The sequence below is a fragment of the Pseudomonas sp. RC10-4-2 genome (genome assembly GCF_050433085.1).
Classification (GTDB): domain Bacteria; phylum Pseudomonadota; class Gammaproteobacteria; order Pseudomonadales; family Pseudomonadaceae; genus Pseudomonas; species Pseudomonas aeruginosa.
Genome location: NZ_JBNPXX010000002.1, coordinates 1,025,946 through 1,038,143, shown reverse-complemented (window position 1 = coordinate 1,038,143; position 12,198 = coordinate 1,025,946). Strand labels below are relative to the sequence as shown.

12 protein-coding genes are annotated in these 12,198 nt (G+C 66.2%); 1 reads left to right on the top strand and 11 read right to left on the bottom strand.

Translation table 11 applies throughout. The features are described from left to right. Positions 1-31 precede the first annotated feature (31 nt). Positions 32-355 (top strand): hypothetical protein, encoded by a 324-nt coding sequence (locus FHW81_RS12715; RefSeq protein ID WP_003123239.1) that lies wholly within the window; start codon positions 32-34, stop codon positions 353-355. Between the two features lie 20 nt (positions 356-375). Here FHW81_RS12715 and argR read toward each other — a convergent pair whose 3' ends face one another. From argR to FHW81_RS12660, 11 genes are all read right to left on the bottom strand, one after another. Further along, the gene (gene argR, locus FHW81_RS12710) at positions 376-1,365 is read right to left on the bottom strand and encodes a transcriptional regulator ArgR (protein ID WP_003085944.1); all 990 of its coding nucleotides are present in this window, start codon (positions 1,363-1,365) and stop codon (positions 376-378) included. Between the two features lie 32 nt (positions 1,366-1,397). Further along, a complete protein-coding gene (aotP, locus tag FHW81_RS12705; protein ID WP_003085940.1) occupies positions 1,398-2,162 on the bottom strand; it encodes an arginine/ornithine transport ATP-binding protein AotP in 765 nt (254 codons plus the stop codon). Positions 2,163-2,180: 18 nt separating this feature from the next. Continuing rightward, on the bottom strand, positions 2,181-3,293 hold the full coding sequence (locus tag FHW81_RS12700) for a M14 family metallopeptidase (RefSeq protein WP_003112610.1): 1,113 nt from the start codon (positions 3,291-3,293) through the stop codon (positions 2,181-2,183). Between the two features lie 13 nt (positions 3,294-3,306). Beyond that, positions 3,307-4,005 (bottom strand): ABC transporter permease, encoded by a 699-nt coding sequence (locus tag FHW81_RS12695; protein WP_003085936.1) that lies wholly within the window; start codon positions 4,003-4,005, stop codon positions 3,307-3,309. A gap of 16 nt (positions 4,006-4,021) precedes the next feature. Continuing rightward, positions 4,022-4,711, bottom strand: coding sequence for an ABC transporter permease (locus FHW81_RS12690; RefSeq protein WP_003085934.1), 690 nt, complete (start codon positions 4,709-4,711; stop codon positions 4,022-4,024). A 118-nt stretch (positions 4,712-4,829) separates the two neighbouring features. Further along, a complete protein-coding gene (locus FHW81_RS12685; protein WP_003085932.1) occupies positions 4,830-5,609 on the bottom strand; it encodes an ABC transporter substrate-binding protein in 780 nt (259 codons plus the stop codon). Positions 5,610-6,149: 540 nt separating this feature from the next. Next, positions 6,150-8,105 (bottom strand): acetate--CoA ligase, encoded by a 1,956-nt coding sequence (gene acs, locus FHW81_RS12680; RefSeq protein ID WP_003110260.1) that lies wholly within the window; start codon positions 8,103-8,105, stop codon positions 6,150-6,152. 181 nt (positions 8,106-8,286) lie between these two features. Beyond that, on the bottom strand, positions 8,287-9,570 hold the full coding sequence (dctM, locus tag FHW81_RS12675) for a C4-dicarboxylate TRAP transporter large permease protein DctM (RefSeq protein WP_003085927.1): 1,284 nt from the start codon (positions 9,568-9,570) through the stop codon (positions 8,287-8,289). Continuing rightward, positions 9,567-10,205: a TRAP transporter small permease gene (locus tag FHW81_RS12670; RefSeq protein ID WP_003114245.1), complete on the bottom strand. Its 639-nt coding sequence runs from the start codon at positions 10,203-10,205 to the stop codon at positions 9,567-9,569. Before FHW81_RS12670 ends, dctM begins: the two co-directional genes overlap by 4 nt. Before the next feature lie 48 nt (positions 10,206-10,253). Next, positions 10,254-11,249 (bottom strand): TRAP transporter substrate-binding protein, encoded by a 996-nt coding sequence (locus FHW81_RS12665; RefSeq protein ID WP_003117123.1) that lies wholly within the window; start codon positions 11,247-11,249, stop codon positions 10,254-10,256. Positions 11,250-11,362: 113 nt separating this feature from the next. Then, on the bottom strand, positions 11,363-12,190 hold the full coding sequence (locus tag FHW81_RS12660; RefSeq protein WP_003123245.1) for an HpcH/HpaI aldolase/citrate lyase family protein: 828 nt from the start codon (positions 12,188-12,190) through the stop codon (positions 11,363-11,365). Positions 12,191-12,198: the final 8 nt, after the last annotated feature.

Below are 12,198 nucleotides of genomic sequence, written 5' to 3'. Positions count from 1 at the left end.
AAGCATCGGGAAGGCGCAGTGTAAACGCGCGATGCACTCGGGTGCATACTTCTTCTACGCCGCCCCGCGGGCGGGAACAGCAGGGAAACAAGCCATGCCCATCGAGGGAATCGACTACCGTCTCGTCTTCGCCTCCGACGTCAATCCGCGCGACGGCCTCGGCCTGGAGTGCTGGCGCGGCGAACAGCCGCTGTTCGAGGTCTTTCGCGACGACGTCGGCCGGCGTTTCGTGGTCAACCTGTTCGCCAGCGACGTTCCGCTGGAACTGCTGGAGGCGATCATTCCGACGGCCCGTCGCGAACTCGGCGACTTCCCGAGGCGATCCGCCTCCCGGGGCGTCGCAAAGCCCGGCTGAAACCGCCGCGCCGTTGGCGATCAGCCGCGTTCGACGGGAGTGAAGGTCGTCTCGAAGGCGCTGCCGCCGCGCCGCTGGTTGCGGTCCTCGCGCGGAGTGACGCCGAAGAAGTTGCGGTAGGCGCTGGAGAAATGCGGCCCGGAAGAGAAACCGCAGGACAGGCCGATCTGGATGATCGACTTGCTGGTCTGCATCAGCATCTGCCGCGCGCGGTTCAGGCGCAGCTCCAGGTAGTACTGGCTGGGTACGCGGTTCAGGTATTGCTTGAAGATCCGTTCCAACTGGCGCCGCGAAACACACACATGCTGGGCGATCTCGTCGGTGGTCAGTGGCTCCTCGATATTGGCTTCCATCAGCAGTACCGCCTGGGTCAGCTTCGGATGGCTGGAGCCGAGGCGATTCTTCAGCGGGATGCGCTGGCGCTCGTTGCCTTCGCGAATGCGCTCCACCACCAGCTCTTCCGAGACCGCGCCGGCCAGTTCAGCGCCATGGTCGCGGGACAGCAGCGCCAGCAGCAGGTCGAGTACCGCCATGCCGCCGCAGGCGGTCATGCGGTCGCGATCCCACTCGAACAGGTGATTGGTGGCGATGACCTTGGGGAAGCGCTCGGTGAAGTCATCGTGCCAACGCCAGTGCACCGCGGCGCGATAGCCGTCGAGCAGGCCGAGCTGGGCCAGCGGGTAGATGCCGGCGGACAGCGCGCCGATCGCCGCTCCCGAACGCGCCAGTTGCTTGAGCGCCAGGCCCAGCGCTGGCGACACCGCCGCCGGCGCCTCGTCGGCGACCAGGAACAGCCGCGAGCATTGCTCCAGCCTGCCGTTCCAGGCCGTTCCCGGCAGGCGCCAGCCCTCCTCTTCGGCCGGCGCTTCGGCGAGCAGGAACAGCGGCTCGTAGAGCGCCTCGGGGTGCAACCGCCGGGCCGCCCGCAGGGCTTCCTCGGCAAGCGATAGCGTCAGCGCGCGGGTGGCGGGCCAGAGGAGGAAACCGATGCGTTGGGGTTGGGCAGTCATGGGAGCAGCTTAGCCGGCCTCTGCGATGAATGTTACTTGAGGCTGCCGGAGAGGAACTGCTTGAGGCGGTCCGACTGCGGGTTGGCGAGGACTTCCTTCGGGCAGCCGTGTTCCTCGACCAGGCCCTTGTGCAGGAACACCAACTGGTTCGACACCTCGCGGGCGAAACCCATCTCGTGGGTCACCACCACCATGGTGCGGCCTTCCTGGGCCAGGTCCTGCATGACCTTCAGCACTTCGCCCACCAGTTCGGGGTCGAGCGCCGAGGTCGGCTCGTCGAACAGCATCACTTCCGGCTCCACCGCCAGCGCCCGGGCGATCGCCACGCGCTGCTGCTCGCCGCCGCTCATGTGCGCCGGGTAGGCGTCCTTGCGGTGTGCCACGCCGACCTTGGCCAGGTAGTGCTCGGCCTTCTCGATGGCTTCCTTCTTCGACACGCCGAGCACATGCACGGGCGCCTCGATGACGTTCTCCAGGGCGCTCATGTGCGACCACAGGTTGAAATGCTGGAACACCATCGACAGGCGCGAGCGCATGCGCTGCAACTGGCGGGAGTCGGCGGCCTTCAGCGCGCCGTCGCGGCCGGGCACCAGCTTCAGCTCCTCGCCGTTGAGCAGGATCTTGCCGGCGTGCGGCTGTTCCAGCAGGTTTATGCAGCGCAGAAAGGTGCTCTTGCCGGAACCGCTCGAGCCGATGATGCTGATCACGTCGCCCGCTTTCGCCGCCAGCGAGACGCCCTTGAGCACCTCGTGGCTACCGTAGCGCTTGTGCAGGTCTTGGACTTCCAGTTTGTACATGTGTGTGTTCTCGGCTAATCAGTCGCTGAGCAAGCGTCCCTGACGGATCGGTTGACGACCGGCCACCTTGGCCAGCCAGAGTCCCGGCTGCGCGTAGCGCATCCGTTCGATGGCGAAAAGCACGCCGGAAACCCCGGCGCACACGGTGCTGGCACGGTCGGCCAGGGGATCGATGACCTGGAACAGCGGTTCGCCCGCCTCCACCCATTCGCCCGGCCGGCGCAGGAAACTCACCACGCCGGTATGCGGGGCGTGGACGTATTCGGTGCCCTCGAAGGGCAAGCCTTCGCAGCAGGCTTCGGGCGCCGCCGGCCATTCGCCCTCGACGAAGCCCTGCTCGGCGAGGAAGGCCAGGATCGCCGCGGCGTTGGCCTCGGCCTGCTGCACGGTGGTGTCGGCCTGGCCGCCGAGTTCGACGGTGGTCGCCAGGCAGGCCAGCGGCAGCTCGGCGCGCGGATACAGGCGCGACAGGCGCAGCCACGGCACCGAGCAGGCCTCGTCGAAGGAACCGCCGCCGGACTCCTCGGCGAGCAGCCCGACAGCGGCGCCCAGGCGTGCGGCCAGGGAGGCGAAGGCGGGCCATTGCTGCGGCAGGGTATAGAGATGGATGGCGGCCTCGAAGTCGCAATGCAGGTCGAGCACCAGGTCGGCGTCGCAGGCGTGGCGATACAGCAGGCGCTGCATGCCCTCCAGTTCCGAGGTCGCCGGCGGCAGGGCGTCCAGCGCCGCGCGCAGGGCCTGGCGGACCAGCGCGACATTGGCCGCCGGATCGCTGCCGAGACGCTCGCCGACGCTGTCGATCACCGCGTCCAGCAGGTCGGGGAAATCGCGGTTGAAGTTGCGCCCGCTGCTCATTTCGAAGCGTCCCTGGTGCAGCGCCTGGATCATCTGCCCGAGACCGACCGGATTGGCCACCGGCACCAGCTCGACGGTGCCGCGCAGGCGGCCTTCCGCCTCCAGCAGGCGCAACCGCTGCTTCAGCTCCCAGGCGGTGCGCATGCCCGGCAGCTCGTCGGCGTGCAGGCTGGACTGGATGTAGACCTTGCGCGCGCCGCAGCCGAAGCGGAACACGCTCAGGCGCTTCTCGCTTCCCAGGGTGCTCCACGGCAGCAGGTGGTCGATACGCTCCATGCGGTCCTCCGGATCAGGATTTGCGCGGCGCCAGGTAGGCCAGCCAGCGGCGCTCGGCAAGCTTGAACAGGCGCACCAGGATGAAGGTCAGGCACAGGTAGAACAGGCCAGCGGTGATGAACGCCTCGAACGGCAGGTAGTACTGCGAGTAGACGGTCCGCGCGGCGCCGGTGATGTCCACCAGGGTGACGATGGACGCCAGGCTGGTGGTCTGCAGCATCATGATCACTTCGTTGCTGTACTGCGGCAGGGCGCGCCGCAGTGCCGACGGCAGGAGGATGCGGCGGTACATCTTCAGGCGCGACATGCCCATCGCCTTGGCCGCCTCGATCTCGCCATGGGGCGTGGCCTTCAGGCTGCCGGCGAGGATCTCGGCGGTATAGGCGCTGGTGTTGATGGCGAACGCCAGGCAGGCGCAGAAGGAGGCGTTCGACAACCAGGGCCACAGCGCGCTCTCGCGCACCGCGTCGAACTGCGCCAGGCCGTAGTAGATCAGGAACAGCTGGACCAGCATCGGCGTGCCGCGGATCACGTAGGTGTAGAGCCAGGCCGGGAAGTTCACCAGCGGCTGCTTGGAGACCCGCATCAGCGCCAGCGGCACCGCCAGCAGCAGGCCGATCAGCAGGGAGATCGAGAGCAGCTTGAGGGTGACCAGCAGGCCGTCGAAATAGAGCGGAAGGCTGTCCCAGATGACGGAGAAATCGAAGATCACGATAGGGCCCCTTGACTCACAGTTCCGCGGTTTTCACGCCGACCGAATAGCGGCGTTCGAGCAGGCGCAGCAACAGCAGCGACACGCTGGTCACCAGCAGGTACAGGCCGGCCACGGCGAGGTAGTAGGTGAACGGCTCGCGGGTCGCATCGGAGGCCTGCTTGGCCTTGAACATCATGTCCTGCAGGCCGACCACGGAAATCAGCGCGGTGGCCTTGACCAGCACCAGCCAGTTGTTGGTGAAGCCGGGGATCGCCAGGCGGATCATCTGCGGCACCTGGATGCGGAAGAACACCTGGCGGTGGCTCATGCCGTAGGCGTAGCCGGCCTCGCCCTGCCCCTTGGGAATCGCCATGAAGGCGCCGCGGAAGGTCTCCGAGAGATAGGCGCCGAAGATGAAGCCGAGGGTGCCGACGCCGGACACGAAGGGATTCAGGTCGATGTAGTCGTCGTAGCCGAGTTGCGGGGCGACCCAGTTCAGCAGGCCCTGGCCGCCGTAGAAGATCAGCAGGATCAGCACCAGGTCGGGGATGCCGCGCACTACCGTGGCGTACAGGTCGCCGCACCAGGCCAGCCAGCGCACCGGCGACAGGCGGAAGGCCGCGCCCAGCAGGCCGAGGACGATGGCCAGGAGCATGGAAAGCAGGGCCAGCTGGAGAGTCAGCCAGGCGCCATCGACGATGGTCGCACCGTAGCCAGTGATCATCAAAACGGTACCTCTATGCAGCTAATGCAGCGCTAAAGCAGTGGCGTCCAGTCAATAAAAAAGTGGCACAAACAGCGCGAGGCGTCGCGGACGTTTGTGCCACCTCTGACGGATAGCGTCAGTTCGAACCGTAGACGTCGAAGCTGAAGTACTTGTCCTGGATCTGCTTGTACTTGCCGTTGGCGCGCAGCGCGTCGATGGCCGCGTTGAACTTGCCGGCCAGCTCGCTATCGCCCTTGCGCACGGCGATGCCGACGCCTTCGCCGAAGTACTTGGCATCGGTCAGTTGCGGACCGACGAAGGCGTAGCCCTTGCCGGCATCGGTCTTGAGGAAGCCGTCCTCGAGGTTCACCGAGTCGGCGACCACCGCGTCGAGGCGACCGGCCACCAGGTCCATGTTGGCTTCCTGCTGGGAGTTGTAGCGCACCACTTCGACGCCGGCCGGGGTCAGTTCGGCGGAGGCGTAGCGGTCGGCGGTACTGCCACGCAGCACGCCGGCCTTCTTGCCCTTCAGGTCGGCCTTGGGATCGTTGAGGCTGGCGCCTTCCTTCATCACGAAGCGCGCCGGGGTGTTGTAGTACTTGTTGGTGAAGTCGACCGAACGCTTGCGCTCGTCGGTGATGGTCATCGACGAGAGGATCGCATCGATCTTGCGCACCTTGAGTGCCGGGATCAGGCCGTCGAACTCCTGCTCGACCCACTTGCACTGCACCTTCATCTCTTCGCAGAGGGCATTGCCGATATCCACGTCGAAGCCTGCCAACTGGCCGTCCGGGGTCTTCAGCGAGAACGGCGGGTAGGCCGCCTCGATGCCGATGCGCACCGGCTTGTCGGCGGCGAAAGTGGGCAGGGAGAGCACGGACAGCGCCAGGGCGCCGAGAAGTGCGAGCTTCTTCATCTGGAACTCCTTCGAAGGGGATGGCATCGATTGGCAGGAGAAATAGAACCTTGCCCAGGCTGCCGACGGATATGCGTGATCACCGGCTCTTGCGCATGGCGCCTTCTCGTGGACAGGGCGCCAGCTGGGGTGAGCGGCATTCTAGCGACAGGCCGAAAGTGGTTATTTCTTCAATGCGACAACTAATTATAAAAGCACCGAAGAGGGCATTCGGCGATATTGACAGGCAGCGACATTTGTGCCCGGAAAGCGCGAAGTGTAATCAATGAGTAAAGCAAATCTCAAGCCATAAATTGCCAATTCCTTCTCCTTCAATGGCTTGGCCGCTACGACTCGCCTCGACTGCTACCCCGTGTCGCACCTTGGCTGTGCGTGGCGTTTCCTCTCGCCCCAATTATGCGCAGGCGCGCATCACCGAAGTGTTACCGCCGCCCCATTCCCGGCGCGAGCCCATTCGAAACGCCCTCCTCCTCGGCCCGCGCCAAATGAAAGACCCCGCGCGGCTCGCACCGCGCGGGGTCGTTTCGGATCAGGCGGAAGTCAGGCGGCCTGCATCGAGCGATGGGTCTCGATCAGGTGCTGGACCACGCCCGGGTCGGCAAGGGTGGAGATGTCGCCGAGGGTGTCGTACTCGGCCGCGGCGATCTTGCGCAGGATGCGCCGCATGATCTTGCCCGAACGGGTCTTCGGCAGTCCCGGCGCCCACTGGATCACATCCGGCGTGGCGATCGGACCGATCTCGCGGCGAACCCATTGCTTCAGCTCCTGGCGCAGCGCCTCGCTCGGCTCGACCCCGGAGTTGAGGGTGACGTAGACATAGATGCCCTGCCCCTTGATGTCGTGCTGCATGCCGACCACCGCCGCCTCGGCGACCTTCGGGTGGGCGACCATCGCGCTTTCCACCTCGGCGGTGCCCATGCGGTGGCCGGAGACGTTGAGCACGTCGTCGACCCGCCCGGTGATCCAGTAGTAGCCGTCCTCGTCGCGGCGCGCGCCGTCGCCGGTGAAGTACATGCCCTTGAAGGTCTTGAAGTAGGTGTCGACGAAGCGGTCATGGTCGCCGAACAGGGTCCGCGCCTGGCCCGGCCAGGAGTCGAGGATCACCAGGTTGCCCTCGGCGGCGCCCTCGATCAGGTTGCCGAGGTTGTCCACCAGCGCCGGGACCACGCCGAAGAACGGCTTGGCCGCGGAGCCCGGCTTCATCGCATGGGCGCCCGGCAACGGGGTCATCAGGCAGGCGCCGGTCTCGGTCTGCCACCAGGTGTCGACGATCGGGCAGCGCGACTGGCCGACGGTCTCGTAGTACCACTGCCAGGCTTCCGGGTTGATCGGCTCGCCCACCGAACCGAGCAGACGCAGGCTGGAACCGTCGGCACCGGCCACCGCCGCCTTGCCTTCGGCCATCATCGCGCGGATCGCGGTCGGCGCGGTGTAGAGGATGTTGACCTTGTGCTTGTCGATGATTTTCGCCACGCGGGTCACGTCGGGGTAGTTCGGCACGCCCTCGAACAGAATGGTGGTGGCGCCGTTGGCCAGCGGACCATAGACGATGTAGGTGTGGCCGGTGACCCAGCCGATGTCGGCGGTGCACCAGTAGACTTCGCCCGGACGGTAGTCGAAGACCCGCTCGTGGGTCAGCGAGGCGTACACCAGGTAGCCGCCGGTGGTATGCAGCACGCCCTTCGGCTTGCCGGTGGAGCCGGAGGTGTAGAGGATGAACAGCGGGTCCTCGGCGCCCATTTCCTTGGGTGCGCAAGTGCTGCCGGCAACCTTCATCAGGTCGTCGTACCAGACGTCGCGGTGCTGGTTCCACTTGATCTCCGCACCGGTACGCTTGCAGACGATGATCTTCTGCACGCTGGAGGTTTCCGGGTTGGTCAGGGCGTCGTCGACATTGGCCTTCAGCGGAGTGCGCTTGCCGCCGCGCACGCCTTCGTCGGCGGTGATCACCACCTTCGACTTGCAATCGATGATGCGTCCTGCCAGGGCCTCGGGGGAGAAGCCGCCGAAGACCACCGAGTGGATCGCGCCGATGCGGGTGCAGGCGAGCATGGCGACCACGGCCTCGGGGATCATCGGCATGTAGATGGTCACTACGTCGCCGCGGTGCACGTCCTGCCCGCGCAGGGCGTTGGCGAACTTGCAGACCTGCTCGTGGAGCTGGCGGTAGGTGATTTCCTGGTGGTCGGCGGGATCGTCGCCTTCCCAGATGATCGCCACCTGGTCGCCGCGTTCGGCGAGGTGACGGTCGAGGCAGTTGTGCGACACGTTGAGGGTGCCGTCGGCGAACCACTTGATGTCCACGTGATGGTCGTCGAAGGAGGTCTGCTTGACCTTCTCGAACGGCTTGATCCAGTCGATCCGCTGGGCCTGCTCGCGCCAGAAGCCGTCGGGGTTGACGACGGACTGCTGGTACATCGTCTTGTAGGTGGCTTCGTCGGTGAAGGTCCGTGCCACCGCTTCCGGGTGCACGGGGTACAGGGATGCCGCAGACATGGCTTTAACCTCGGTACGTGAGTGTTGTTTTTGTTGTGCCCAGTTGTAGCGAGCGCACACCCCACGAACCATACGACCATGGTCTTACCACTGCGCGACAGCGCCGATAGTAGCTATAAGCCGCGCCGATCGTAGCCTTGCGCCAGCGGCGGAGCGCGTCCCGCGCCCCGCCGCCGCGACCTCAACTCATGCCCAGCAGGCCCGGCAGCCACAGCGAGATCAACGGCACGTAGGTCACCAGGATCAGGAACAGCAGCAGGATCATCAGCCACGGCAGCGCCGCGCGGATGGTCGCCCCCAGCGGCATGCCGGTGACCGCCGAAGTGACGAACAGGTTGAGGCCGACCGGCGGGTGTACCAGGCCGATCTCCATGTTCACCACCATGACGATGCCCAGGTGGATCGGGTCGATGCCCAGCTTCATGGCGATGGGGAAGAAGATCGGCGCCAGGATCAGCACGATCGCCGAGGGCTCCATGAAGCTGCCGGCGACCAGCAGCACCACGTTGACCATCAGCAGGAAGCCGATCGGGGTCAGGCCTTCCTGCACCACCCATTCGGTGATCTGCTGGGGGATCTGCTCGGTGGTCAACACGTGGGCGAAGAGCATGGCATTGGCGATGATGAACATCAGCATGATGCTCAGCCGCCCCGACTCCAGCAGCACCTTGGGACAGTCGCGCAGGCGCATGTCCTTGTACACGAACAGCGCGACGAAGGCCGAATACACCGCCGCCACCGCCGCCGCCTCGGTGGGGGTGAACAGCCCGGAATAGATGCCGCCGAGGATGATCACCAGCAGCAACAGGCCCCAGCCTGCACGGCGTGCGGCGGCCAGCCACTCGCGGAAGCTGGCGCGCGGCTGCGCCGGCAGCTTCTTGACCCGCGCGACGATGTAGATCACCACCATCAGGATCACCCCGAGCAACAACCCCGGAACCACCCCGGCGACGAACAGCTTGCCCACCGAGGTCTCGGTGGCGGCGGCGTAGACCACCATCACGATCGATGGCGGGATGAGGATGCCCAGGGTCCCGGCATTGCAGATGATCCCCGCGCCGAAGGCGCGCGGATAGCCGGAGCGGACCATGCCGGCCACGGCGATCGAGCCGACCGCCGCCACTGTCGCCGGCGACGAACCGGACAGCGCGGCGAACAGCATGCAGGCAAGCACCGCAGCGATCGCCAGGCCGCCGCGGATATGCCCGACGCAGGCATTGGCGAAGTCGATCAGGCGCCGCGCCACGCCACCGGTGGTCATGAACGCGCCGGAGAGCAGGAAGAACGGGATCGCCAGCAGGGTGTAGGCCTCGGAGGTCTCGAACAGCTTGATCGCCAGCGAGCGCACCGAATCCGGGCTGAACAGCAGGATCGTCAGGGCGCCGGACAGCCCCAGGGAGATGGCGATGGGCACGCCGATGAACATGAACAGGAACAGCAGCAGGAACAGGATCAGCACGGTCATGGACGGTTCTCCCCGGCCTCTTCGCCGGCCAGTTTGGAGGCCTCGGCGGCCTCGTCGGCGAGGCCCAGCCCGAGCTGGCGACCGCGCAACAGGTTGACGAGGATTTCCAGGTAGCGCAGCAGCACCAGGCCGAAGCCGACCGGCACCACCACCGCGATGTAGGCCTGGAGGATGCCGAAGTGGTCGAGGTCCTCGGCGCCGATGCCGGCGACGAACAGGGTCTTCACCCAGTCGTAGCTGGCGACCATGAACAGCCCGGCGTAGCCCAGGCAGCAGAGGCAGGCGAGTATCCCGATCAGGCGCTGCAAGGGACGCGGCGCCAGGCGCACCAGGGCATCCACCCCGAGGTGGCCGGCGGTGCGTACGCCGTAGGCGATGCCGAGGAAGATCAGCCAGCCGAACAGCGCCTTGGTCAGCGCGTTGCTCCAGGACATATCCTGGGCTACCCCGAGGATCGCGTCGCCCATCGAGTACAGCGGAGCCCGCAGTGTCGGCAGGCGGTCGCCGAGGTCGTAGAACAGGGTGAAGACGTTGGTCATCACCACATAGAGGAAGGTCACCAGCGTCATCGCCGCCAGCAGGAAGGCGATAGCGCCCTCCTCGAAGCGGTTCCAGACGCGCACGAGTCGATTCATCGCAGCGTTCTCCACAATGCCCCGCCCGGCCGGGCGGGGCCGGACGGGTCAATCGGGACGGTTGGAAGCTTCGGCGGCCTGGAGCAGATCGGCACCGACATTGCCGCGGAATTTCTGCCATACCGGCTGCATCGCCTGGCGCCAGTCGGCGCGCTGCCGCGGGCTCAGGGTATGGATCTCGCTGGCGCCACTGGCGAGGATGCGCTGGCGGGCGTCGCGGTTGAGGCGCTCGGCCTCGAGGTTCACCTGCACGGTGACCTCGTCCATGATCCGCTGCAGTTCTTCGCGGATGTCCGCCGGAAGGCCATTCCAGAACTTCGCGTTGGTGATCACCATGTAGTCCACCAGGCCGTGGTTGGACTCGGTGAAATACTTCTGTACCTCGTTGACCTTCTGGCTCTCGTAGTTCGACCAGGTGTTCTCGGTGCCATTCACCACGCCGGTCTGCAAGCCCTGGTAGACCTCGGCGAAGGACATCTTCCGGGAGATCGCGCGGAGCTGGCGGAACTGCTCGTTGAGCACGTCGGACGCCTGCACGCGGAATTTCAGCCCGCGCGCGTCTTCCGGCTCCAGCAACGGGCGATTGGCGGAGAGCTGCTTCATCCCGTTGTGCCAGTAGGCCAGGCCGAGGATGCCCTTGCCCTGCATGCTGGTCAGCAAGGCGCGCCCCTGCGGGCTGCGCTGGAAGCGGTCGACCGCCTGGATGTCGTCGAAGAGGAACGGCAGGTCGAAGATCTGCACCTTGCGCGTGTACTGCTCGAACTTGGCCAGGGACGGCGCCAGCATCTGCACGTCGCCCAGCAGCAGCGCCTCCATTTCCTTGCCGTCGCCGAACAGCGACGAGTTGGGATAGACGTCTACCTCGACCCGGCCGCCCAGGCGCTGTTCGACGAGTTTCTTGAACAGCAGCGCGCCCTGGCCTTTGGGCGTGTTTTCCGCGACCACGTGGGAGAACTTGATGACGATCGGCTGCGCGGCATTCGCCAGGCAGGAGCCACCGATCGCCAGGGCGCACAACAGCGCCCGTACCATCGTCTTGAACATTTCGTGACCTCAGATTGTTGTTGTGCTTTCGAGGTATCGACGAGCCTGACGCAGCCGGCGCGTTCGGAGAATTCGCCATTGCTCAAGCCCGCGTTCGCGTCTGTCGAACGCGTTCAGCCACCCTCCCCGGCCCGCTCCAGCAGGCGTCGCGCGCGTCCCAGCACCGGCGCGTCGACCATCTCGCCGTCGACCACGAAGACGCCGGCACCGGAGGCGCCGGCCTCTGCAACCCGACGCGCCCACTCCAGTTCCGCGGGACTCGGCATCAATGTCTGGTGGATCGGCTCGACCTGGCTCGGATGGATGCACAGCAACCCGCCGAAGCCCATGTCGCGAGCGAAGCGCACTGCCTCGACCAGTCCGGCACGGTTCTGGATCGCCGGATAGACGCCGTCCAGCGGCGGCGCCAGGCCTGCCAGGCGCGATTGCAGGAGCAGCGCGTAACGGGCGTGACCGAGAATCTGTTCGGCGGCGTTGCTGCCGCTGTTGAGATCGAGGTCCAGGGCCAGGTCGAGGCTGCCGAAGGACAGCCGCTCGACCCCCGCGGCGGCGGCGATCTCGCCCAGCGCGGCAAGGCCGCGGGCACTCTCGACGATGGGCCAGACCGGCTTGCCGCTGGCCACGGCGGCGTGGCGCACCTGGGCGGCGCTCTCCACTTTCGGCAGGAGCAGGCCGATCACTCCGGCGTGGTCGCGGCACAGCGCCAGGTCGTCGGCATGCCCGGGATGCTCCGCCGCGTTGATCCGCACCAGCACCCGGGCTTCCGGCGTATCGACGAGGAAACGCCGGAGATTGGCCCGCGCCTCGACCTTCAGCCCCTCCTCCACCGCATCCTCGAGGTCGACGATGACCCGGTCGGCGCCGCTGGCAAGGGCCTTGGGGATCCGCTCCGGGCGGGTCGCCGGGACGAACAGCGCGCTGCGCACGATCTGTCGGTTCATGTCTGCCT